Consider the following 24,241-nt stretch of genomic DNA (forward strand, 5'->3'; position numbering starts at 1 on the left):
CCCCAAGCGCACGGGCGGGGCGCGATGAGCGGCGTGCAGTGCTTGATGACCGGCGCTCAGGACTTGCCGGCGGTCCCTCTTTGGGCGCATCTAGCCGGAACCGGAGGTGCCCATGACGCCGTTTTTCATCCTCATCAAATGCCAGCTCGGCCGAGCCTACGAAGTGGCCAACGCCTTGGCGGATGCGGAAATCGCCTCAGAGATCTATTCCACGGCCGGTGATTTCGACCTGATCGTGAAATTCTACGTCGACCGTGACAGCGACATCGGCCATTTCGTGAACGAGAAGGTGCACGCGATCCCCGGCATCCTCGACACCAAGACGATCATCACCTTCAAGGCCTTCTGAAGGCGCGTCGCCGCGGCTTCTCCGGCGGCGCCGTAGGCTCAGTTGGGAAGCGGAAGCGCCTGCCCGCTGCCGGAGAGCGTGCTCCCCGGAGGCGGCAGCATGCCAGCGCTCGGTATGCCGCCGGACGGGCGCGTTCCGGCGGGCGGCGCGGCCATGCCCTGCGGGGTCTGCGGGAAGGCGCCGCTTTGGGCCGCACCGCCGCTCGGCAGCGGGTTCGGCGCAGGACCTTCGACCGCAGGCGGCGGGGCAATGCCCGTTCCCGGCCGCACGACGAGGCCGACATCGGCCCGGCTCGTCGCCGTGGCGCTGGCGTCCGGCGCGCGGGTGGGCTGCCGTGTGCCCGGTGTGCGCGAGGCGGGGATCACGATCCCTTGCGGGTTGGCCGACGTCGGCACGATGCGCCCCTGTCCGGGCGTTCCGGCCACCATCCGCCGTGTCGCCGGCGACAAGAACTGCAGCGCATTGATGCTCTGAAGCCCGCTATAGCAGGTGAAGGAGATGCGGATGTCCGCCTGTTCCTCGGCCGCGACCAGGAGACGCCCGGTCTCGTACAGCCACTTCGGACGGTCCCGCTCGTACACGTACTGGTTCGACGGGCAGTTCGACTGCGGGGCCTGCGCCATGATGACGATGGTCTTGAAATTGTCGACATAGACGTCGCTCACCCGGCCGTCGAGAAAGATGCGGCCTGTGTCGCGCGTCTCGGCGGCGGCGGGGGGAAGGTCCTGGCTCTGCGCCCTCGCGGTGCTTGCGGACAGCATCGAGGCCGGCACGATGGCGGCAGCGGACAGGACGACGGGCAGTAACACGCCTGTGCACAACCGGACGACGTCGTACTTCATACCATTGCCCTTCACCACGCTCAAACGCACGCCAATATAAGGCCAAAAGTGAACGCATTCCAGACGTCAAGCGCCACACGATCGACAAGCTTACTTTTAGGTTAAGGGCGGATCGTCCATTCCATCCAGGAATGTCTTGGCCGACTGGCGGATCGCCGCCACGCGATCATCGTCCATCTTGTCCAACGTGCGGTAGATCATCCCGACACGCGGGTTGCGCGCCAGCCTCTCGCGCGCCTCCATCAGGAAGTTCCAGTAGAGGTAGTTGAAGGGACAGGCCTCCTCGCCCACCTTCGCCTTCACGTCGTACCGGCAACCGCCACAATAATCGCTCATCCTGTCGATATAACTTCCCGACGCCGCATAAGGTTTGGATGCGAACACGCCGCCGTCGGCGAAGATCGCCATGCCGTGAACATTGGGAAGCTCCACCCACTCATAGGCATCGGCATAGACGACGAGATACCATTCCTCGATCTCCGCCGGAGCGATGCCGGCAAGGAGCGCGAAGTTGCCCGTCACCATCAGCCGCTGAATGTGGTGGGCATAGGCGTGGTCGCGGGTGGCGCCGATCGCCTCGGCCATGCAGCGCATGTCCGTTTCGCCCGTCCAGTAGAAGGACGGCAGTGGCCGCGCGGCGCCGAGCGCGTTGGTGTCCCGATAGGCCGGCATCTTCAGCCAGTAGACGCCGCGGATGAACTCACGCCAGCCCAGAATCTGCCGCACGAAGCCCTCCACAGCGTTGAGCGGCGCCGCCCCCGCCTCCCACGCGGCGACGGCCCGGTCCACCACCTCGCGTGGGCGCAAGAGGCCGCAATTGATCATCGGCGACAGCAGCGAATGGAAAAGGTGCGGCTCGCCCGCCTTCATCGCGTCCTGAAAATCGCCGAAGGTCGGCAGGCACGTGTCGACGAAGGCGTCGAGCGCAACCAGCGCGTCACCCCGCGTCACCGGCCAGTCGAACGCCTCCAGCGTGCCGAAATGGTCGGCGAACTCCTCCGCCACGAAGGCGATCACCTCGGCGGTCACCTCATCGGGCGGGAAGGACGGGCGCGCGGGCGCGGCGGCCCCCTTCGGCAGCGCCTTGCGGTTCTCCTGATCGTAGTTCCACCGCTCGCCCGCCGGATTGCCGTCCTCGTCCATCAGGATGCCCGTGGTGCGGCGCAAATCGCGGTAGAAATATTCCATCCGCAATTCTTTGCGCCCCTCGGCGAAGCGGCGAAAATCGCTGTGGTCGGCGAAGAAGCGGTCGTCGGAGCGGATCTCCACCGGCACGCCCGCCGCCGCCTCGAACCCGCGCATCTCCTCGAGCACGCGCCATTCTCCCGGTTCGGTGACGACGACGCGGGTCGCGCCATGCGCCTTCACCGCCGCCACCACCGCCTCGGTGAACGTGGCGTGGCGGCCGTAGCGGCGATAGTCGACGACGTATCCGTCCGCCTCGAGCCCGGCGAAGAAGTGCCGCATGGCGCTGAACAGGAAGGCGATTTTCTGCTTGTGGTGGCGCACATAGGTGGCCTCGGCGGCGACCTCGCAGCCCAGCACCACGTCGCCCGGCGCGAGGTCCGCCAGCGCGGACACGTTGCGGTCCAGCTGATCGCCGAGCACGAAGCGCAGCACCGTCATCCTCGCCCCTTCCTTGGATTGCGGACCGTCGCAATTAGCGCCGCCGGCGGGCGTGGCGAGGGGTCAGGCCGGCGCGGCCAGGATCGCGGCGATGCGCGCGCGCAGGTCCGGCAGGTGCTCGGCCTCGAACCACGGGTTCTTCTTCAGCCACGCATTGTTGCGCCAGGACGGGTGCGGCAACGCCATGACGGTGCGCGGCGCGGTCCTCTCGGCAATCTCGCGCCAGGCGCCGACGATGGCGGTCAACGACAGGCGCCGCGTCTCGGGCAGGTGGTAGGCGAGCGAGTAGCGGCCGATGCACAGGAGCAGCCGGAGCGAGGGCATCGCGGCGAACACTTCGTCGTGCCAGGTGGCGCGGCATTCGGTGCGCGGCGGCAGGTCGCCTCCCGCTTTGTCGTAGCCCGGAAAGCAGAAACCCATGGGGATGATGGCGACCTGGGCCGGGTCGTAGAAGGTCGCCTCGGAAAGGCCCATCCAGGCGCGCAGGCGCACGCCCGACGGGTCGAAGAAGGGCCGCCCCGCCATATGGGCGCGGTTGCCCGGCGCCTGACTGCATATGGCGATGCGGGCGGTGGGCGAGATCTGGAAGATCGGCCGCGGCGTGTGCGGCAATGGCGCACCGAGCGGGCGGTCGGCGCAGATCCGGCACACGGCCATGGCCCCGGTGAGCTTGGCCAGCGCCGGATCGCCCGCCGCGGCCGCGCAGGAGCGGGTCGCCGCCTCCGTCACGGCCGGCCCGGTGAACGCACCCGCGCGGCGCTGCGCGCGTTGCCGGCGCGGCGTGTCGGCCGGGCCGGGTGCTTCGGTGCGGCGGGGCGTGTCGGCGCGGCGGGGCGTGTCGGTGGGACGGGGCATCTCGGCTCCGGCGGGCCTATGAGGTCGCAAGCTTCGGCGGCATGCTGCGGTGGGTCAGGCGGGGCCGTCCACCCCCGCCTCGGCGAAGGTCGCCATGCCCGAATGGCAGGCTGCCGCCGCCTTCACGATCGACATGGCGAGCGCCGCACCCGTCCCCTCGCCGAGCCGCATGCCGAGATCCAAGAGCGGCGCCACGCCGAGCGCATCGAGGGCTCGTCCGTGCGCCGTCTCGGCCGAGCGGTGGGCGAAGAGGCAATGGCTGATCGCGGACGGGTCCATCGCATGCACCACGACGGCGGCGGAGGTGGCGACGAAGCCGTCGATCACCACCGGGACGCTCTGCGTGCGCGAAGCGAGGATCGCGCCGACCATCGCCGCGATCTCCCGCCCGCCGAGGCGCATCAGGATCCTGAGCGGGTCCCGCTCGCCGGCGATGCGCGCGACGGCGGCGTCCACCGCCACGGCCTTGGCGGTCAGCGCTGCGCCGGTGACGCCGGTGCCGGGGCCGACCCACTCGGCCCCCGTGCCTCCGAGAATGGCAGCGCACAGGGCGGCGGCCACGGTGGTGTTGCCGATCCCCATCTCGCCGAGGCCGAGGAGGTCGACCCGGTTGGCCGTCGCCTCCAGCCCGAAGGCCATCGTCGCGGCGGTGTCACGCTCGGAGGCGAAGGCGTCCGTCTCGACGATGTCGCCGGTCGGTACGTCCACCGCGAGGTCGAACACCGAGAGGCCGATGCCGTAGGCGCCGCAGATCTGGTTGATCGCCGCCTTGCCGGCGCGGAAGTTGGCCAACATCTGCCCGTTCACGCTGGACGGGAAGGCCGACACGCCGCGCTCGGCCACACCGTGGCTGGCGGCGAAGACGACGACGCGCGGGTGATCGACCTTCGGCGGGGCGCGCCCGGTAACGGCGGTCAGCCATGCGGCGATCTCCTCCAGCCGCCCCAGCGATCCGGCGGGCTTGGTGAGGGTCGCCTCGCGCGCCGCGGTGGCGGCGACGGCGGCGGCGGTGTCGGGCGAAGGGGTGTGCGCGAGCGCGCGGAAATCGTCGAACGGCGAAGTCTGGGTCACGAAGGAACTTTAAGGGTTGAGAACGAGGCGGTCGCGGCGCACTTCGTACCCCTCGAGCCGGTTGAGAAAGGTCATGCCGAGGAGGCTTGAGTCAAGGTCGCCGGGCTTTGCGACCGCCGCGCGCACGTCCTCCACCGTGATCCCGCCGATCGAGATCTCCGACAGCCGCACCGGAGCGACCTGAGTCATGCCGTTCGCGGTCATGACGGGGATGCGGTAGTCCAGCCGCTCCCCGTGGAAGCCGGCGCGGCGGGCGTCGGCGGCGGAGAGGACGACGGTGCTCGCCCCGGTGTCGAACAAAAAGGTGATCGGCGTGTCGCCCACCTCCCCGGCGAGAACGAACTGGCCGCCGAAGCCGCGGTGAACGGTCACGCTCTCGCCCCGCGTGATCGGCGTTCCGGGCATCAGCACCGAGATCATGTCCCGCCCGACGCCCTCCAGATGATGGCGGTAGGTGTAGCCCATGACGACGAGGACGAAGATGGCGATCCACAAGACCGCGGTGCGGATGAGCTCGCCGATGCGCACCTGCCGCGCGGCGAAGACGACGACGAGCAGCACGGCGAGGATGATGACGAGCTTCACCGCCATCGGTCCGGAGTTGTCGATGGAGACGATATCGGGCGAGGCTCCCGCAGGCGACTGGGCCGCGGCGGGCAACATGGCGGCCGTCAGCAGCGCCAACCCGGCGATTCCCGTCCGGAAAAATGTTGCCGCCGCCTTTGCCGTCAAACCCATGCCACCCCCGCCCTCTAGGGCAGAGAGATAGTGAAGGCGGCCAAATATGAAAGGTCGGCCATGACCACTGCGGCGCCGATGACGTCGCCCGTATGACCGCGGATCTTGGAATCGGCGAGGCTGGCGACGCCCTTGGCAGCGGCCGCGGCGGCCATCGCGCCGAGGAAGAATCCGAGCGGCGAAATGAGGAGCGTGAGCACCGCGGTGACACCGATGGCGATGAAGATGGCGGCCCGGAACTCGCGCGCGCTGGGGCGGCCCATGGTGGCGGCGAGACCGCCGGGGCGCGCGTTGGGCAGACCCGCCCACGGGAACAGCGCCACCGCGCGCGCCGCCGCCGCCGCCGCCGCGAAGACCGGCAGCGCCCACCCGCCGAGCGCGGTGACGAGATCGGCCAGAAGCGCCACCTTCAGCCCCACCGCGCCGACGAGGCCGAGCACGCCGTAGGTGCCGATGCGGCTGTCGGCCATGATCTCCAGCCGCCGGGACAGGGTCGAGCCGCCCCAAAATCCGTCGCAGCAGTCGGCGAGCCCATCCTCGTGCAGCGCGCCGGTGACGATGACGAGGCCCATCACCGTAATGAAGGCGGCGGCGAATGACGACAGGCCGAACCACAGGCCGAGCGCGCCGAGGAGCGCCGGGCCGAGCGCGATGAGCGCACCCGCGACGGGCAGCACCCACACGGACCGGGCGAGCGAAACGCCCTGCGGATAAGGCACCGGCAGGCGGGAATAGAAGGCGACCGTCGCGCGGATCGCGGAGAATGCGGGCGTCATGTGCGGGCGTCAGGTTCGAGGCGTGGGGGGCGAAGCGGCTTGGCGGAGCGGCGCGGGGCGGCGGGTTGTGATGCGGTCTGCCGTCGAGCGGTCAGTCGCCCGGCGGCCAATCGCCCGGCAGTGGAGCGCCGGGCGGCAGGTCATGCCGAGTCCGGTGTCGGGGCGTCCGGTCAGGGTGCGGCCGGCTACGAGGCGTCCGGTCACAGCGCGTCCAGTCATGGTGTGGCCGATCGTGGGGCGTCCGGTCGTCGAGCGGCCCGTCGTCGGCCGGTCAGCCGCCCCGCGGCGGAGCGCCGGGTGCGACGGCAATGGATGGGCCGGCGACGGCACGCGGTGCGTCATGCGGCGAGGGCGCGGCGGGCCGCGGCCCGTGCCGCCTCGTCCTCCAGACGGTCGAGCGCGCCGGCGAGGACGTGCGGCCCCGCCTCGGCCCGGTGGCCCTCCTCCGACAAGGTACGGCGAAACTGGCGCGCGCCGGGTTCACCGTGGAAGAGCCCCAGCAGCGGCTTCAGCACCGGGGCAAGGCGCCCGCCCCCGTCGCACCAGCGCGCGGCATAATCCACTATCGACCGCGCCACGGCGATCCGCTCGGCCAGGGCGCCGCGCCCGGCGAGCTCGGCGAGAAGACCCGGCCGCTGATAGGCGGCGCGGCCGATCATCACCCCGTCCACCACGGCGAGCTGCTCGGCCACCGCCGCCGCGTCGCCGATCCCGCCATTGATGCCGACGAAAGTGGACAGCCGCGCATGCAGCCGGTGGACGCGGCCGTAGTCGAGTGGCGGAATGTCCCGGTTCTGCGCCGGCGAGAGGCCCTCCAGCCAAGCCTTGCGCGCATGCACCCAGATGGCCGAAACGCCCGCGGCCACCGCCCGGTCGGCCACGGCGTCTAGCGCGGTCTCGATGTCCTGATCGTCCACCCCCAGGCGGCACTTGAGCGAGACCGGCAGGCCGCCCTCGCCCATGGCCGCCAGACAGTCGCCGACCCGCTCCGGCTCGCGCATCAGGCACGCCCCGAAGGCGCCGCCCTGCACCCGGTCCGACGGGCAGCCGACATTGAGGTTCACCTCGTCGTAGCCCCATTCGGCGGCAATGCGCGACGCCTCGGCCAGCTCGCGCGGGTCGTTGCCGCCGAGCTGCAGCACCAGCGGATGCTCCTCCGCGTCATAGTCCAACAGGCGGGCGCGGTCGCCGAAGATGACCGCCTTCGCCGTCACCATCTCGGTGAAGAGGAGAAGGTCCGGGTTCAGGCGGCGGTGGACGACACGGCAATGGCGGTCGGTCCAATCCATCATCGGGGCGACGGCGATTTGACGTGTCACGGGCATCCACTAGCGGTCGGGGGTTCGCCTTCATATCGTCACCCGGCGCCCGGAGCGAACACCCGGACGCGACTTTTTCGCCAAAAGGTCAGGGACCGGCTGCACGATTTCGCGTCACGCTGTCCGCCGCACGTCACGCCGCTGACCGCATGGGACACGCGCCTTGCAGCGCTCGCCTTTCGTCCAGCGCCGTGCGCCTGCCGCGCCTCGCTCCTAACCTTCGCCGCGCATGATCGCAGAAGGCAACCGATTAAAGTCGTCATACGTCAATGAAGCGAGGACACAGCCATGACGCCGACGATGAGCTTCCCCCGCGTGACCGGGTTGGCCCAGACCATCTTCTCGGGGCTTCCGTCCATTGCCGTGCTGGGGCTCGGGCGTGGCGGCACGGTGGCCGCGGCGTGCCTCGCCAGCGCCGGGCACCGCGTCCACGCCGCCGACACAGACCCCGCGCGGGTCACGACGTTGAACGAGGGGCGCTCACCGGTGGACGAGACCGGCCTCTTCGCCCTCATCGAAAGGACGCGGCACGCAGACCGGCTGACCGCCACGACCTCGGTCGCCGACGCGGTCGCCGCCGCCGAACTCTCCATCATCGCCCTCGACCTGGAAGAGGACGGGGCGGGCCAACCGGACACGACGCCGCTGCTTCTGCTGGCCGACCGCATCGGCGAAGGCCTCGCCCGGCGGCGCGACTACCACGTGATCGTGATGCGGACGCCCGTTCCCGCGGGCACCACCATGGGTGCGCTCGTGCCTCGGATCGAGGCGGCATCCGGCCTCGCCGCCGGGGTGGATTTCGGCGTCGCCTTCGTGCCGGACTTCGTGCGCCCCGGTCACGCGGTGTCGGATTTCCGGGACCCGGCGAAGACGGTGATCGGCGCATCCGACCGGCGCGCGTCCGCCCTCGTCGAGCGGGTCTACTCGGTGTTCGACCCCCTGCCCACGCTGACCACGATCACCATCGCCGAAATGATGAAGACTATCGACGGGGCGTGGCAGGTCGCGGGACGGCCCTTTGTGGCGGCGGGCGGCTCGGTGCGCCATCCCTTCGGCATCGCCGCCGCGACCGCCGAACCCGTTCGCCCGATCGTGCCGGCGGCTGCCTTCGGCCCTTCGGCGGCCGCTGTCCTCGTCCCGCCGGAGGAGGAGGTAGAGGTGGAGGTGGAGGACGATCCCGGGCCCGCCGAGGACGCGCCGGTCTGTCAGTTGCAGCAGGTGATGGAGATCGTCGCGCAGGCGAGGTCATGGGCGCCCGTGCGGGTCGGCATCGTGGGATTGCCGCTGAAGGCGGGCGCGCCCGGCGACAGCGCGATTTTCGACGTCATCGCCGAACTGAAGGAATGCGGCATCGACGTCGCGGTGCACGACGAGGATGTGACGACGGTGCTCCCGTTCGTCGACGACATCGCCATGCGCCGCCACTCCGGGCCGACGCTGAGGGCGCTCGCCTTCACGCTCGACGACATGATGATGCCCACGGCGCAGGATGTGGCCGAGTGGGCGGATGTTCTGATCCTCGCCCGTCCGTGCGCTCTTCACGACATCGGCGCCGTCGGCTGCCGGCTGGACGAGGTGGAGGAGAGCGGGGCCGGGCCGGAGAGGTTCGCGGCGCGCGCCGGGCTGATCCCGATCATCGACGCCTGCGCGCTGGATGATGCCGGACCGGAGTGCCGTTCCCACTGAGGAGGCGCCTCGCGTGACGCGCGGCACCATCCTTGGCCGCGCCCTTGGCTGCCGGCCCGGCGCGAGCGCTTCTTGCGGCCGGCCGGCTCCATGGGGCGCGCCGCCGACAGGGTCAGAACATGCCGGATTCCTTGGCGATCATCGCCGCGTGGGTGCGGTTACGGGCGCCCAGTTTGCGGCCCAGCGTGCGCACGTGCAGCTTCACCGTTACCTCTGCGAGGCCGAGATCACGCGCGATCTCCTTGTTCGCTTGGCCGTTGCACAACCCTTCCAGGACCTCCAACTCGCGCGGCGACAGCTTGTCCGCTAGGGGATGCGCCGCCTCCTCCGCCTCAGGCGCGGTCATGAAGGCGATCGGCGCATATTGCTCGCCGGCCAGCATGAAGCGCACCGCGTGGACCAACGACTTGGCCGGCATCGACTTCGGCACGAACCCGGCCGCGCCCGCTTTCAGCGCCCCTTCGGCGATGCGCTTGTCGGCCGTCCCCGACATCAGCGCGACGGGAAGCGGCGCGTTCAACGCCATCGCCGCCGTCAGGCTGTCGAGTCCCTTCATTCCCGGCATCTGATAATCGAGCAGCACGAGGTCGAAGGGGCCGGTCGTGCGGATCGCCTCCGCCGCGCTCTCATAGTCGGAGACCGTGGTGAGCTCGAAGTCCCCTTCACGCTCGAGGAATGCGGCCAGCATGTCCCGCACCAGCTCGTGATCGTCGGCGACGAGCACCTTCATTGCAGCACCCTTTCCTTTCTGATGAGCGCCGCCGCCACCGTGGCGGCCAGCTCGGACGGATTGACCGGCTTGGTCAGAACCGCCGCGAACGGCGCGTCCGACAGGCGCACGTCCCGGCGTCCGGTCACGCAGACGCACGGCAGTTCCCGCCGCAGCGCATGGACCGCCGCACACAGCGCGCCGCCATTCAGCTTCGGCATCTCGAAATCGGTGATCAGCGCGTCCCACGCCTCCGGGTCGTCGCGCACCGCGTCGAGCGCATCTTCGGGGTCGTTGCATTGGGCGACTTCGGCGCCCATCCGCTCCAGCGCGGCGGCCGTCGCCGCACCCGCCTCAACATCGTCGTCGACGACGAGAAGGATGCGGCCCGCAAGGTCCGGCGCACTTCCCGTCATGGGGTTGAGAGCGGTCCGCTCGGCCGGCTTCCAGCCCTCGCCAAGGTCGGCAAGACTATCCCTCCCGGCGCCGGTCCCCCTGCCCGCTCCCGTCCTCGTCCCCGCCCCCAACCCGGTGGGCGGCTCGTCCGATCGGGGCTGGTCGGCGCACGGCAACAGAACGGTGAAGACGGTTCCCTCTCCCAGCGTCGAGCGAATGGCGATGATCCCGTCCGCCTCGCGCACGAGCTCGGCCACGACGGCAAGGCCGAGACCGGTCCCGTCCTTGCCCTTCGTCGAAATATAAGGCTCGAAGATTGCGCCAAACCTGCCTGGGTCGATCCCGCTGCCATTGTCGGTCACGGTGACGGCCGAATAGAGCGTCCCCGGCCGGGCGGACCCGATGACCGCCGTCCCGAACGCCGCCGGATCGGCTTCGGCCACCAACTCGACCGTGATCTGCCCGTTGGCCGCGGTGATCGCATCGCGCGCGTTGATGACGAAGTTGAGGACGATCTGCAGGAAGTCGGTGGAATCGATCACCACCGGCACCGCTTCGTCGGGAATTTCGAGGTGCACATCGATCGCCGCGGTGACGGAGGCGGCGATGAGATCGGACGCCTCGGCGAGCGACTCGGCGACGTTGATGCGTTTGGCGGTGCTGCGACGCTTGCCGAAATCGAGGAGCCGGCCGACGAGGTTCTTGGCCCGCTCGCTCGCCGTCAGGATGCGTCTGGCATGAGCGCGGTCGCCTTCGCCCACCTCCTCGCTCTCGGCCACCAGGGTGGCCGATCCGGCGATGGCGGCGATCACGTTGTTGAAATCGTGCGCCACCCCGGCGGCGATCACGCCGATCGCCTCCTGGCGCTGGGCGGCGTGGAGCTGCTCGCGCAGGCGCAGATTCTCCGCCTCCTGACGCTTGCGCGAGCCGATATCGCGGGTCAGGCAGACGAGCCCGATCCCTCGCAGAAGGGTCAGCGAAAGCTCCTGGTCGATCTTCGCGCCGGACTTGTGGCGGCCGGGGATCTCGCCGCGCCAACTTCCGCTCGACGTCAACAGCGGGACCGCGTGGCGCTGCAGCCGGTCGGCCTCCTCCGTCCCGTAGAGCATCAGCCAGGGCCGGCCCAGAACCTCTCCATGGTCATAGCCGAACATCGCCAGATAGGCGGAGTTCATGTAGAGGATGTGCCCCGCCTCGTTGGTGATGGCGATGCCGTCTTGCGCGCCTTCGATCGCCGCCGCACGCAGCGCCAGTTCCCGTTTGGACCGTTCGAGCCGCGTCACGTCGGTGGCGACGCACAGGCATTGGCTGCCGGCAAATCCCGTCTCGGAGAGGAGCACCACGCGGCCGTCCGACAGCACCTCCTCGTGGTCGCGGCGGCCGGTGCGCATCGCGGCGAGGCGAGCGGCGGCCCGCTCCGTCGCCTCCGCGCGTCCCAGTCCCTCGATGATCAGCCGGTCGGCCCAGATGTCGACGAACTGGCGCCCCTCCGCCCAGCCGCACGGGGCGCCGGGGAAAAAGGAGCGCCATGGCGCGTTGGCGAGCACCACCTTCCCCGCCTCGTCGAGGATGAGGAAGCCCTCCGACGCCTCCGAAAGCGCCGCCACCATCCGGTGACGCGCATCGTCACGCTCGCGCTCGGCGGCGCGGCGCTCCGTCGTGTCGGTCTGGCTCGCCACCAGATAGTGGCGCTGGCCCTGAAGGACGACGGGATAGAGCGTAAGGTCGACGTTGAAGGTCGAGCCGTCGCGGCGCCTGTTGGTGAGCTCGAACTGTCCGGTGCCGCGCGTCTCCACGGCGCGCCTGAGGCGCTGGCGCTCGGGCGAGGCGGGCGGATCGGCCGCCACGAACCGGCAATTCCTGCCCAGAACCTCGCGCCGCTCGTATCCGGTCATCCGGCAGAAGGCGTCGTTCACGTAGATCAGCGGGGCGTCCTGGCGCGTCGCGTCGGCGATGGTGACGGAGAGCGGCGCGCCGTCGATCACCGCGGCCAGGAGGGCGTTGCGCTCGGCCAGTTCCTGGGTCGCCAGGGCCTGCGCCGCGAGTTCGCTGAGGCGGTTGAGGAGCGCGATGTCGGCTTTGGTGAAGGAGCCCGGCATCGCCGAGAAGCAGGCGATCGCCGCCGCTTCGCCGTTGATGGCGATCGGCACCAGGGCGAGACTACGATAGGGCCCCGTCTCCTGCGCCCACCACGTCGTCAGCGCCAGGTCGAGGACGAGGCGCGACTTCTTCGTCACCTGCGCCCCCGCCCCCGGCAGGATGCGGCCGAGCTTACCCCCAACCTTGGGGTGAAAGAGCGCGTCGCCATCGTGGTCGTGCACCACCGCCACGCAATCGCACTGCATGGTGGAGGCGATGGAGTGCAAAAGCTCGATCAGAGCCGCGCCGGGGGTGGGCGCGGTGTTCATCCGCTGGATCCCCCGCAGCAAAGCGTTCGCTTCGCGCAGGGCCGCCGCCTCGCGCGCCCTCAGATGCGTGATTTCGAGAAGCGCCTCGCGCAGCGCTTCGTCGTCGGTCATCGCCGTCGTCTCCATGTGGGAGCGCATTCGACCACCGGCAGCTGGGCCGGGCGTTGTGCGCCGTGCACCCGACCGTGGGCGACACGGCTCATGCGTCACCCACGCCGAAGGTGACGCATGAGATCATCAGATTGGCGTGGCGGTTGTCCCCGTCGCCCATGCGCCCCTGCTCGCCGAAGGTGAAGACGCCGAGGAAGGGCGCTCCGCCGAGCGCGCGGGCGATGTCGGCGGCCACCTCGTCCATGCGGTCCGGCACTGCCATCATGGCCCCGCCGCAATAGACGACGAGAGCGCCGAGCGGCGCCGCGCGCTGCCGCCCCGCGTCGACCGAGCGGCGGACCACCCGCCCCGCGCGGGCGGTGAGACCGTCGGCCGATCCGCGCATCAGCACCACCTCTTCCCCCTCCGCGACCGAGGCGAAGAGTTCGAGCGACCCGTCGGCGTGCACCGCGACAGGGTGGACGAGACGATAATAAGGCACCTGGGCCACACTGCTGGCGGGTAGGCCGAGCGGGGCGAGCGACGTCTCGGCGATGACCTTGGAGACCATACCGTTGCGCGCGGCCCAGGCGGGATCGCCCATCCACGCCGCATAGACGTCGGCGGCGGGCCGGTCGCCCAGGCTGAGGAGGCGCCGGCCTTCGGTCCGGGTCGCCACGGCACGGCACTCGGTCGGCGCATAGCCGGAGTGGAAGGCGAAGTTCAGCGGTTGCGAGGGAAAGAGCACGGAGACGACGATGCCGTCGGCGAGCGCCCCGGCCAACGAGAGGACGCGCCAGCGGCCCTCGGCGCCGTCGTCCGCCGCGGTACCGCCGAGGATGGGGACATCCGCCCCCACCTCGTCGTGAATCCCGGCGATCACGGCCTCTTCCTCGCCGGGCGACGTGGCGAGCCAGACGAGATCGGGCACCTCGCCGCGGCGCCCGGCGGCCGACAGCGCCTCGCCGATCGCCCGCCGCGCGCTCGCCCGCGGATGCTCGCCTTTGGCGGCGAGGCCGGTGCCGTAGTCGCCGTCCGGATCATAGACGGCGAAGGCGCCGAGGACGGTGCCGCCCGCGGTCATTCCCGCCGCGCTGAGAACGCCGCGGCAGGACGTCGCACCGTGGAGGGCGCGTGCGTTCAACGAGGCCAGCGCGCGGACGATCCCGTCGGCCTCGTGACCTTGGGTGAAGTAGGCGCCGAGGAAATCGGGGGCCGGACCCAGGCCGAGATCCGCGACCGCCTCCGCCGCGGTCTCAGCCGTCGACACCTTGATCTCGATGTGCATCACGCCCCCTGACAGACCCTTCCCCCGTCATAAGGTGAACCCGTCGCGAGGGCCTTGCCGCGGACCGCGGGCCGCCTGCACGCAAGGACCGGTGCGACAGCCTGGACCAAGGCCCGGCAACTGGCGCCCTCCGGCGCGGCACCATAGGTACGAACGGTGCGGCGCCCGCCCCGGCCGCCGCGACCGCGTTGAAAGGCAAGGCATGCGCATCTGGCCCCGATGGAAGGCACCCGTTGTTCCCGTGGTCCGGCTGGCGGGGGTGATCGGCCAAAGCTCGCCGCTGCGCCCCGGCCTTTCGCTGGCGGCGGTGGAGAGCGCGCTCGACAAGGCGTTCGCGATGAAGGGGCCGGCTGTCGCCATCGTCGTCAATTCGCCGGGCGGCTCGCCGGTGCAGTCCTCGCTGATCGCCCAGCGCATTCAGACGCTGGCGAAGAAGCACGACAAGGCCACCATCGCCTTCGTGGAGGACGTGGCGGCCTCGGGCGGCTACTGGCTCGCCGCGGCGGCGGACGAGATCGTTGCCGACCCCTCGTCCATCGTCGGCTCCATCGGTGTCGTCACCGCCACCTTCGGCTTTCCGGAGCTGCTGGAGAAGATCGGCGTGGAGCGGCGCGTCTACACGATCGGCGAGAACAAGTCTGTGCTGGACCCGTTCAAGCCCGAGAAGGAGTCGGACATCGCGATCCTGCACGCGGTACAGGCGGACGTTCATGCCGCCTTCGTCGGCGCCATCAAGGCGCGGCGCGGGGCGCGGCTGTCGGACGATCCGGACCTCTTCACCGGCCGCTTCTGGTCCGGCGAGGCGGGTCTCGCGCTCGGCCTGGTCGACCAGCTCGGCGAGATGCGCAGCGTCCTCACGGCGCGCTATGGCGAGAAGATCAAGCTCAAGACGGTCTCCACCACGCGCCCGTCGCTGCTGCGGCGGCTGGGGCTGGCGGCCACTCCGTCCGCCGAGGCGCTGATCGGCGCCACCCACGCTCACCTGATGTGGCAGCGCTTCGGCCTCTGAGGCTTCGGTCCCCGGCGTTCCGGCCTCTGCCGCTGCCCCTCCGGCGCTCGGGTGACTGACGGGTCCGGCTCAGCCGAGCATCGGCCGGGCCGGCACGCGGCATCTATCTGCCATCGCGTGACGAGAAGAGGCGACTAGCGGCTAGTCTTCCTATCGTCGTTCGGCAGGCAATCCTCGCACAATGCACGCCGCATAGTGTCCACAAAGCGATGATGCGCACGAATGCGGCGGCCAGCAAGCCGGCCGCATTTCCCCGCCCGGCGGTTCGGCTGCCGGGCGTCATGGTGATGATCTGCCCTGACATGACGTCCGATCCCGACACCACCCTGGCGCGTCGCCAAACGCTGCCGCCCTGCCGCGTGCAGGGGCCGGGGCCGTCCGTGGATCTGTGATCCGAGGAGAACATCAACACCAAGGGCCGCCGAGCCACCCGGCGTCCATCCTTGACCGCGAGGGTCCGCCAAGTGGAAATCAAGCAGCTTCGCTATTTCAAGCGTGTCGCCGATGCGGGGAGTGTCTCGCGCGCCGCGGCCGCGCTGTCCGTGGCGCAGCCCGCCGTCAGCCGGCAGATCGCCAATCTCGAAGAGGCGCTGGGCACGCCTCTCTTCTTCCGCAACGGGCGCGGCGTGAAGCTGACCGAAGCCGGAAAGCAGCTCTACGCCCACACCAGCGAGATCCTGGAGGCCGTGCGCCACGCGGAGCAGAACGTGCGCGACACGGTGGGCGTCGCCAAGGGGACGCTCCTCATCGGCTCCACGCCGACGGTGATCCGCTACCTTGCCCCGCCGCTGTTGCGCCGCGTCGCCAAGACCCATCCCGAACTCGACCTCGAGTTCACCGAGGGTTTCTCCGGCTACGTCAACGAATGGCTCTCCAACGGCCTGCTCGACGTCGCCATCCTCCACGACGCGACCCGCACGCAGCACTTCCTCACCGAGCCGCTGCTGCGCGAAGAACTCGTCTTCGCCGTGGCCGACGGAACGGCCGAGCGCACCACCGCGCCGATCACCCTGACCGATGCGGCCAACCACGGCCTCGTTCTGCCGCGCCGCAGCCACGGCCTTCGCCTGATGGTGGAGCGCGCCGCGGCCCAGGCCCGTCTGACGCTGGTCGTGCGGTCGGAGGTCGATTCCATCGAGGCCATCAAGTCGATGGTGCGCGAGGACCACGCCGCCACCATCCTGCCGCGCGGCGCCGTCACGCCGGAGGACGGGCTCATGGTGCGGCCGATCTCCGAGCCGATGCTGTGGCGCACGCTCATCCTCGCCACATCCTCGCAGCGGCCGGTGTCGCAGACCACGCGCGCCGTCATCCAGGAGTTGAAGGCGGTGGTGCGCGAACTGGCCGACGAGGAGCTGTGGCCGGGCGCCGAACGCTATTCGGAACGCGGTCCCGTCTTCACCCCTAAGACGGCTGTGGCGGCCGGGGCCGACCGCACTCCTCCTGCGGACCCGTCACAGCGTCTCGCCTGAAGCAGCCCTCCTATCGCGTCCGCGGATCGATGCGGAGGGTTGATCGGCCTCATGGGTCACCGTAAGCCTCCGCCATCGTTTCGGAGGCCCACGGTGCGCATCGCACGTCCTATCTCGTCAACGGGGACGATCGCGGATGATCTTCATCCGCCGTTCATCCCTTGCACTGCACCCACGGCCGTCGAGTGTCCCGTGGCGCCCGGTTCGGCGCCGGCCGTGAGGTGGTCGCGTTGAAGCTCCCCTTCCTGTTGCGCTGGTCGACCCTCAAAGGGTTCGCCAGTCATCCGCAGTCCATCGTCTGGCACATCCAGTGGACGATGAACGCCAGGCGCTACATGGCCGAGCGGCGCGACATCATCAAACACTTCGACAATCAGTTTTACCTCGAGACCTATCCCGAGCTGCGCAAGATGGTCTTCGGACCCGCGCGCCACTACATCATGATCGGGTGGAAAGAGGGGCGCGACCCGTCCGAACTCTTCTCCACGCGGGACTATCTCGAAACCTATGGCGACGTCGCCGCGGCGGGAATCAACCCGTTCCGCCACTGGGTGACCCACGGCCGCAACGAAGGCCGCAGCGCCACCGTCTCACGCGCGCGCCGCGTTGCCCTGCAAGCGCCGTGCGACGGCCTGATCCTGCCGCCCGTTCCGGACGAGAGCGCGTGGGACAGCCTCGCCCCCGCCAAGGTGGACCCGCCCACCGCGCCGGCCGTCAACGTCATCATCCCGGTTTATAAGAGCCTGCCGCATACGGCGGCGACGATCTGGTCCGTCCTCGCCGCGCGCAACGAGACGCCGTGCGAATGCCTCGTCATCGACGACTGCTCGCCCGAGCCCGAGGTCAGCGCCTTCCTGAAGATGCTGGAAGCCAAGGGCCTCATCCGCCTTCTCGTCAACGAGACCAATCTCGGCTTCGTCGGCACCGTCAACCGCGGCATGGCCGAGAACGACCACCGCGACGTGGTGCTCCTGAACTCCGACACCTACGTCCACGACGGCTGGCTGGACCGGCTGATGCAGCCGCTGCGCGACAATCCCAGCATCGCCACCGTCACGCCGATGTCCAACAACGCGACGATCGCGAGCTATCCGATCAACGCCGTCGACAACAATTTCGAGCTGGAGGTTCCCTCCGCCACGCTCGACCGTCTGGCGTTCGAGGCGAACGGCAACACCATCGTCGACGTGCCGACAGGGGTCGGCTTCTGCATGGCGATCCGCCGCACCGCGCTGCGCGAGGTCGGCCTGTTCGACGCCGAAACCTTCGGCCTCGGCTACGGCGAGGAGTGCGACTTCTCCATGCGCGCCACCAAGAACGGCTGGCGCAACGTGTTCGCCACCGGCATCTATGTGCGCCACTTCGGGTCCGCCTCGTTCGGGCCCAGCCAGTCCGGCCGCTCGCAGAAGGCGCAGGAGCTTCTGGCCCAGAAGCACCCGGATTATGCCGGCCGCGTGCAGCGCCACGTGTCCGCCGACCCGCTGCTCCCTTCGCGCATCCTCCTCGACATCGCCCGCCTGCGTGAGGCGATGGGGCCGATCTCCATCCTGTTCTTCACCCACACACGCGGCGGCGGGATCGAGACCTACCTGAAGAACACCTACGCCGCGCTGATCGCGGCCGGGATGAAGGAGGTCGCCGACCGCGCCATCGTCGTGCAGACGCAGGTGCAGGGCTTCGTGAAGGTGTCCGCATTCAACGAGGGCGGCCTTCCGTACCTGCCCAACCTCGAAGAGCTGAACATCGAGCGGCATAACAGTTTGCTCGACCGCATCATCAAGGTGCTGGACCCCGAGCTCGTCCACATGAACACCTTCGCGGGGCTGACGGCCGGGTCCATCGGCCAGCTCATGGCCGCGCTGAAACGCTCCGGCAAGCCCTATTGGCATGTCTGGCACGACCACCAGCCCTTGTGCCCGCGCCTCACCTTCCTCGACGCCGAGGGCACCTATTGCGGCGAGACCGACGCCAGCCGCTGCGTCTCGTGCCTCGCCTCCTCCTCCAGCGCGTTCGAGTGGGTGAGGATCGACGACTGGCGCGCCCTCTTCCGCGACTATCTCGCCGATGCGGACGTCGTCAGCGCGCCGACCGAGGCCGCCGCCCTGCGCGCCCGCCGCATCACGGACGTCGCCAAAGTCGCCGTCCACCCCCACCCGGAGCCGGACCTGGACGATGCGGTGCCGCTGGAGAAGCCCTCACGCGGCGACGGCGTGCGGCGCATCGCCATCGTCGGCGCCATCGGCCCGCACAAGGGGGCGTGGCTCATCCACGCGATGATCAAGGACATCGAGCACCGCAACCTGCCGATCCACATCGACATCATCGGCTACACGTCGCTGAAGGAGATCAAGACCGGCAAGCACGTCACCGTCCACGGCCGCTATGCCGGCGAGGCGGACGCGATCCGCAAGCTGACCGCGTTGCAGCCGGACCTCGCCCTCATCTCGTCGATCTGGCCGGAAACCTACGTGTTCACCCTGTCGGTGCCGATGGCGCTGCACCTGCCGACGGCGGCGCTGGACCTCGGCGCCCAGGGCGAGCGCGTCGCCGCCTATCCGCGCGGCGTCCTGCTCGACGCGCACCTGAAGGACGATCCGCTCGCCCTCAACGACGCGCTGCTCGCGATCGACCTCGACGCGGCGTGGAAGCCCGAGGTGCCGCACAATCACGGCAACCCGAGCCCGGTGGTGGAGTGGTTCAGGGAGCGGGCGCCGGCTCTTCTGCCCGCTCCAGATCCTCGATGTCGAACAGAGGAAGCTCCCGCTTCAGAAAGCGGCGAACGATTAGAGCGTCCGATTCCCGCGACTCTCTGAAGGTCGCCTCCCGCTCCTCGGCCGTCAGCAGCATGGCGAGCGGGCCGGTGGAGCGGTGGGCGCCCATCACCTCGGCCCGTGCGGCTCGCTTGGCGGCATCGTCCATGTCCGCCGCGCGGTTGACCTGGAGCAGCTTCTGCACCCCTTCGGCGGAGGGCGACGGATTGACGCGCGCGACCGGGATCGAGCGGTCGACGTCGATCCCCAGCGTGTCGCAGAAGGCGGCGAAGACGTTGTCCTTGGTGTCCTGGTAGCGCAGCACATGGGTGGCCTTGGCGCCCAGAAGATAGGACCAGCGATTGATCACGCGAAAATAGTTCAGCCCCGATCCAGGCTTGAACAGCGCCCGCTCGGCCCAGTCGCGGAAGTCGCGCGTCTCGCCCGACTTCACCGCCTGGAGGTAGGACGACATCGCCCATTCGTCCTGCCGGCGGATGAAGGCGACCACCTCGAACCGTGCCGGGGCGAAGGCGGCGGCGATCGCCCGGTACATCGGGATCGGCCAGGACCCCCACCAATATTCGCTGGAGAGAACGATCGTGTGCGCGTTCTCCGCCGCCGCGTCGGTGACGATCTGGCGCGCGGTGTCGCGGAAGTAGGCCTCGCGGTCCTCCGGCAGGTCCGCCAGATGCATCCGCCACGCGCCGGGGTGGATCGCCGCGGACAGGAGATGGTGCGCGCCGGACGGCACGCCCTCGTGGTTGAAGTGCACGCCGAGCTTGGAATAATGCACGCCCTGGCCGCTGAGCTCCTCGCGCCGCTTGAAGAGCGCGGTCTGAAGCGCCGAGCTTCCGGTCTTCGTCGAGCCGATATGGATGACGACCCGTTTCGGCTCGCCGGGGGCGGACTTGTTTTCTCCGGGGGCAGCCGTCTTTTCGCCGGGGGCAGATGGGGGCGCTTCGTTGTCCAAGCGGACACTCCATAGTAGATCACACACCGGGAAAGAACGGATCCGCCCCGAAGGTCACGCTAGGGTGCATAGGGCCAATCTCGGGCTCGGATCAACACACGGCAATGATGGGCTGGCAGGAGACGCGATGAGCGATGCGAAACGGCGCGTGGCGGAGGCCGCGGCGGACCTGGTGGAACCCGGTATGCGGCTCGGCCTCGGCTCGGGCTCCACGGCGACCTTCTTCGTCGAGGCGCTGGGCCGGCGCGTGGCGGGCGGGCTCACCCTGCCGCCCTGCGCCTGCACCTCGCGCGCCACGGAAGAGGCCGCCCGCCGCGCCGGCATCGCCATCGTCGACATGATGGGCCCGGACGCGCCCGCGACCCTGGACCTCGCCGTCGACGGGGCCGACGAGGCCGACCCGACGCTGCGGCTGATCAAGGGCGGCGGCGCCTCGCTGCTGCGCGAAAAGATCGTCGAGGCGCTGGCCGCCCGCTTCGTCGTCATCATCGACGAGAGCAAAGTTGTGGACACGCTGGGCGCCTTCCCGCTGCCGGTGGAGATCACGCCCTTCGGCTGGGCGTCGACGGCGCATCTGATCCGCCAGCGGCTGGGCGTGGAGCCGAAGTTGCGCCAGGTGCGCGGCGAGACGCTGAAGACCGACAACGGCAACTTCATCGTCGACTGCGCCTTCGGGCGGATCGCCGACGCGGAGGCGGTGGCGGCGGCGTTGGGTGCCATTCCCGGTGTCGTGGAGCATGGCCTGTTCATCGGCATGGCCAGCGAGGCTCTGGTGTCCGACGGCAAGAACGTGCGGCGCCTGACCCCGGTCTGAGGTCGCCGCCATCGCCCGCCGCCCCCCTCCCGCCGACGCTCCCGCCTCCGCCGACGCGCCCCCTGACGCGGCGGCCCCGCCTCCCACCGACGCGGCTTCACCCGCGGACACCTTGCCATCTGCGGCAGCGGCGGACCGGCGGGGGCCGCTTCGAGCACTCCTCGCCGTAACGCTCAGGAGACCGGGTTTACTGCCGCGCCTGGCTGACGGGGCCGGGGCGCTGCTGCTCGGCGGCCTGGTCGCCGCGCTCGCCCTCAACATCGCGGCGCGCTGGTTCGGGCTGCCGGTGGTCGGCGCGTCGCTGGTGGCGGGGTGGATCTTCACCGCACTCGCCTTCTCCGCACTCCCGTCGCTGATGGGTGACGTGCCGGACGGGCCGCGCGGGACCCTCGCCACCGCCCTCACCGCTTTCGCGGTGGCGACGATCGCCGCCGGGCTGATCGGCGCGGCGACACGCCTCGGCGGGACCGAAGCGGTGCTCGCCATCCCGCGCGGCTGGCGCTATGTGGCGGGCGCCGTGTTCGCCATCGCCGCCCTCGCCGGCACGCTGCACGGGCCGTGGACCGCCCTCGGCGCGGCGCTCGGCATCGCCGCCGCAGTGGCGCCGCTGCCGCCGCAGGGGCCGCTCGCCGGAGCCGCCGTCTTCGCGCTCGCGCTCGCGCTCAGGGTGCCGGTGGCGCTCGCCCTCGTCGCCGGCGTGGCCGTCGCGCCCGGCCGCCTGTCCGACGCGGCGCTGGCGCAGAACGTCATGCGCGGCCTGTCGCCTTACGTGCTCCTCGCCATCCCGCTCTTCATCCTGTCCGCCTCGCTGATGCTGGCGGGCGGCGTCGGCGACAAGCTCGTCGCGGCGTCCACCTGGTTCGCACGGCGGCGACGCACCGCGCTCGGCGAGGCGAACGTGATCGCCAGCACCTTCTTCGGCGGCGTCTCGGGCTCTTCCATCGCCGATGCGGCGCTGGGGGCACGGCTGCTCGTTCCGGCGATGGTGGCGGCGGGTTATCCGGCCGCGCGGGCGGCGGCCATCACCGCGGCCTCGGCGGTGCTCCCCAACATCCTGCCGCCGTCCATCGCGCTGCTTCTGGCGGCGGCGGCCACCGACCAGTCGGTCGGCGCGCTGTGGATCGCGGGCCTCGGCGGCGGCCTCGTCCTCGCTGCCGCGCTGTGGCTCGCGGTCAGAATCACGCCTGTCACCGCCCCGTCCGCTGCGGTCGCGTCTCCCGCTGAGCCCCCCGCGGGCGCCACCACCACACCCACCGGCGCGACAGACGCGGACGCTGCACCCCGGCGCTGGGCAAATCCCGTCGCAGGGATCAAACCGGCCGAAGCGGCAGCGGCGCGAACGGCGCCCGTGAGCGCGGCCGCACCACCGGCGGAGACGGGGGCGGCGGTGCTTTGGGGCCTCGTGCCGCCGCTCATCATCGCCGTCACTGTGCTGGGAGGGCTGCGCTTCGGCCTCGTCACATCGGTGGAGGCGGGGCTCGCAGCCGCGCTCATGTCCGCCCTCTTCGCCGCCAAGGCGGGCGGGCGTGCGCTCGTCGACGCGCTCGGCGAGGCGGCGCGCCAATCCGGCCGCGTCGCCCTCCTCATCGGCGCCGCGGCGCCGGTCGGCTTCGTCTTCGCCACCAGCGGCCTCAACGCCGCCGCCTTCCTGCCCGACGGCCCGCCCTGGTTCGTCCTCGCCGCGGCCGCTGCCATCGCCCTCGTCATCGGCACGGTGCTCGACGTCGGCGCCGCCATCCTCCTCCTCCTCCCCGTCCTCGTCCCGGCCGCCGGCGGCGACATGATCCACACCACCCTCGTCCTCACGGTCGCGCTTCTCCTGGGCGGATTGACGCCGCCTGTGGGCATCCTTGTTCTCGTGGTAAAGGACATCACCCATATCGGGGGGGTCTACCGGGCGGTGCTGCCCTATCTCACCGCCCTGACAGGGGGGCTCGCGCTGCTGATTGCTCTGCCAGCCCTCACGTCCGGCCTCGCCAGGCTCTTCTGAGCCACGTCTGACCCAAGGAGCCGCCCATGTTCCGCACCGCCACGGCCGCCCTCGCTGCGACCTTCCTCGCCGCCATCGCGACCGCTCCGCCCGTCATGGCGCAGGACGCGGCGCCCACGGAGGCGCTGACCGTCACGTCCCAATACGGGCCCGAGAAACCGCAGAGCCTGTTCTGGGAGCGGTTCGCCGAGCTGGTCGAAGCCGGCCGGCCGGGCACCTACACCTTCAACATCGTCACCAACGGTGCGCTCGGCGGCGAGAAGGAGGAGGCCGAGGGGGTGCAACTCGGCTCCATCACCGGCGCCCTCTCCACCGTCGCCAACCTCACGACCTGGGTGCCGGAAGGCACGGTGCTGGACCTGCCCTTCGTCTTCACCGGGCGCGAGCACATCATGGCCGCGATGAAGGGCGGGCTCGGCGCCAAGCTGCGCGCCGCCTACCGCGAACAGGGGTTCGAGACGCCCGCCTTCATCATCTTCGGCGCCCGCAACCTCCTGGGCAAAGAGCCGATCACCACACCCGATCAGCTCGAGGGGCTGAAGATGCGCTCGTTGGAGAGCGACCTCCACATCGCCCTGTGGCGCTATCTCGGCGCGGAGCCCACCGCACTCCCGATCACCGAGGCCTATACCGCGCTCGGCACCGGTGTCGTCGATGCGATGGACATGACGAAATCCGGCTATGAAGCGCTGAAGCTGTTCGAGGTCGCGCCGGTCCTGTCGGAGACGGCGCACATCTGGGCGATCGGCGTCGTCTATTTCGACCGCGCCTTCTGGGACGGCCTGTCCGAGGAGGACCAGGCGCTCTTCGAAAGCGCGGCGCAGCAGGCGGCCGCCTACTTCAACACCCTCACCGAGACCGAGCAGGACGAGGCGATGACCCGCGCCGAGGGCCAGCGCGCCCGCCTGGTGAAGGTCGATCAGGCGCCCTGGCGCGAGGCCGTCGCGCCCTTCGTGCAAGAGTATGTGGCCACGCTGTCCCCCGCCGCCGCGGACGCTCTGAAGGCGATCGAAGCGGCGCGTTGACGCGGCGCGCCCGGCGGCCGACACTCGCACCCGGAACGGCGGTGGCCTGCGGGCA

At 70.2% G+C, this 24,241-nt stretch carries 19 protein-coding genes; 8 read left to right on the top strand and 11 right to left on the bottom strand.

All coding sequences use genetic code 11. From position 1 onward, the window contains the following. Positions 1–112: 112 nt before the first annotated feature. On the top strand, positions 113–349 hold the full coding sequence (locus BIX52_RS13270; protein WP_075221525.1) for an Lrp/AsnC ligand binding domain-containing protein: 237 nt from the start codon (positions 113–115) through the stop codon (positions 347–349). A 38-nt stretch (positions 350–387) separates the two neighbouring features. Here BIX52_RS13270 and BIX52_RS13275 read toward each other — a convergent pair whose 3' ends face one another. The 7 genes from BIX52_RS13275 to dusA form a co-directional block, all read right to left on the bottom strand. Beyond that, positions 388–1,191 (bottom strand): hypothetical protein, encoded by an 804-nt coding sequence (locus BIX52_RS13275; RefSeq protein ID WP_075221526.1) that lies wholly within the window; start codon positions 1,189–1,191, stop codon positions 388–390. Between the two features lie 96 nt (positions 1,192–1,287). Beyond that, positions 1,288–2,817: a cryptochrome/photolyase family protein gene (locus tag BIX52_RS13280; protein WP_075221527.1), complete on the bottom strand. Its 1,530-nt coding sequence runs from the start codon at positions 2,815–2,817 to the stop codon at positions 1,288–1,290. A 63-nt stretch (positions 2,818–2,880) separates the two neighbouring features. After that, positions 2,881–3,474, bottom strand: a complete 594-nt coding sequence (locus BIX52_RS13285) for a uracil-DNA glycosylase family protein (RefSeq protein WP_075221610.1) — start codon at positions 3,472–3,474, stop codon at positions 2,881–2,883. Between the two features lie 252 nt (positions 3,475–3,726). Continuing rightward, a complete protein-coding gene (cobT, locus tag BIX52_RS13290) occupies positions 3,727–4,743 on the bottom strand; it encodes a nicotinate-nucleotide--dimethylbenzimidazole phosphoribosyltransferase (RefSeq protein ID WP_075221528.1) in 1,017 nt (338 codons plus the stop codon). Between the two features lie 9 nt (positions 4,744–4,752). Continuing rightward, positions 4,753–5,208, bottom strand: a complete 456-nt coding sequence (locus BIX52_RS13295) for a retropepsin-like aspartic protease family protein (protein ID WP_425426684.1) — start codon at positions 5,206–5,208, stop codon at positions 4,753–4,755. A gap of 287 nt (positions 5,209–5,495) precedes the next feature. Beyond that, positions 5,496–6,257: an adenosylcobinamide-GDP ribazoletransferase gene (locus BIX52_RS13300; protein ID WP_075221530.1), complete on the bottom strand. Its 762-nt coding sequence runs from the start codon at positions 6,255–6,257 to the stop codon at positions 5,496–5,498. A gap of 338 nt (positions 6,258–6,595) precedes the next feature. After that, positions 6,596–7,576, bottom strand: a complete 981-nt coding sequence (gene dusA / locus BIX52_RS13305; protein WP_281249203.1) for a tRNA dihydrouridine(20/20a) synthase DusA — start codon at positions 7,574–7,576, stop codon at positions 6,596–6,598. Between the two features lie 288 nt (positions 7,577–7,864). Here dusA and BIX52_RS13310 point away from each other — a divergent pair, with 288 nt between their 5' ends. Further along, entirely contained in the window at positions 7,865–9,262 is a 1,398-nt protein-coding gene (locus BIX52_RS13310) for a Rossmann-fold NAD(P)-binding domain-containing protein (RefSeq protein ID WP_075221532.1), read from the top strand. Between the two features lie 112 nt (positions 9,263–9,374). Here BIX52_RS13310 and BIX52_RS13315 read toward each other — a convergent pair whose 3' ends face one another. The 3 genes from BIX52_RS13315 to BIX52_RS13325 all read right to left on the bottom strand — a co-directional run bounded on the left by BIX52_RS13315 (position 9,375) and on the right by BIX52_RS13325 (position 14,153). Next, entirely contained in the window at positions 9,375–9,992 is a 618-nt protein-coding gene (locus BIX52_RS13315; protein ID WP_075221533.1) for a response regulator transcription factor, read from the bottom strand. Beyond that, the gene (locus BIX52_RS13320; protein WP_170126423.1) at positions 9,989–12,886 is read right to left on the bottom strand and encodes a PAS domain S-box protein; all 2,898 of its coding nucleotides are present in this window, start codon (positions 12,884–12,886) and stop codon (positions 9,989–9,991) included. The genes BIX52_RS13315 and BIX52_RS13320 overlap by 4 nt, the downstream gene beginning before the upstream one ends. 88 nt (positions 12,887–12,974) lie before the next feature. Beyond that, entirely contained in the window at positions 12,975–14,153 is a 1,179-nt protein-coding gene (locus BIX52_RS13325) for an FIST signal transduction protein (RefSeq protein WP_083660235.1), read from the bottom strand. Between the two features lie 202 nt (positions 14,154–14,355). Here BIX52_RS13325 and BIX52_RS13330 point away from each other — a divergent pair, with 202 nt between their 5' ends. The 3 genes from BIX52_RS13330 (at position 14,356) to BIX52_RS13345 (ending at position 19,447) form a co-directional block, all read left to right on the top strand. Next, positions 14,356–15,162, top strand: coding sequence for a S49 family peptidase (locus tag BIX52_RS13330; protein ID WP_075221535.1), 807 nt, complete (start codon positions 14,356–14,358; stop codon positions 15,160–15,162). A gap of 443 nt (positions 15,163–15,605) precedes the next feature. Continuing rightward, entirely contained in the window at positions 15,606–16,634 is a 1,029-nt protein-coding gene (locus BIX52_RS13340) for a LysR family transcriptional regulator (protein ID WP_083548481.1), read from the top strand. Positions 16,635–16,864: 230 nt separating this feature from the next. Further along, positions 16,865–19,447, top strand: coding sequence for a glycosyltransferase (locus tag BIX52_RS13345; protein WP_108676565.1), 2,583 nt, complete (start codon positions 16,865–16,867; stop codon positions 19,445–19,447). On the opposite strand, the gene BIX52_RS22875 is transcribed toward BIX52_RS13345, so the two are convergent. Further along, complete coding sequence (locus BIX52_RS22875; RefSeq protein ID WP_139312768.1) at positions 19,332–20,357, bottom strand: hypothetical protein; 1,026 nt, start codon at positions 20,355–20,357, stop codon at positions 19,332–19,334. The genes BIX52_RS13345 and BIX52_RS22875 overlap by 116 nt on opposite strands. Positions 20,358–20,484: 127 nt before the next feature. On the opposite strand from BIX52_RS22875, the gene rpiA reads away from it, so the two are divergent. The 3 genes from rpiA to BIX52_RS13360 all read left to right on the top strand — a co-directional run bounded on the left by rpiA (position 20,485) and on the right by BIX52_RS13360 (position 24,186). Next, entirely contained in the window at positions 20,485–21,171 is a 687-nt protein-coding gene (gene rpiA, locus BIX52_RS13350; RefSeq protein ID WP_075221539.1) for a ribose-5-phosphate isomerase RpiA, read from the top strand. A 112-nt stretch (positions 21,172–21,283) separates the two neighbouring features. Next, positions 21,284–23,161 (top strand): TRAP transporter large permease subunit, encoded by a 1,878-nt coding sequence (locus tag BIX52_RS13355; protein WP_139312769.1) that lies wholly within the window; start codon positions 21,284–21,286, stop codon positions 23,159–23,161. A gap of 26 nt (positions 23,162–23,187) precedes the next feature. Continuing rightward, positions 23,188–24,186 (top strand): TRAP transporter substrate-binding protein, encoded by a 999-nt coding sequence (locus tag BIX52_RS13360; protein ID WP_075221541.1) that lies wholly within the window; start codon positions 23,188–23,190, stop codon positions 24,184–24,186. The last annotated feature ends 55 nt before the right edge of the window (positions 24,187–24,241 follow it).

The sequence above is a fragment of the Acuticoccus yangtzensis genome, from assembly GCF_001927245.1.
Classification (GTDB): Bacteria; Pseudomonadota; Alphaproteobacteria; order Rhizobiales; family Amorphaceae; genus Acuticoccus; species Acuticoccus yangtzensis.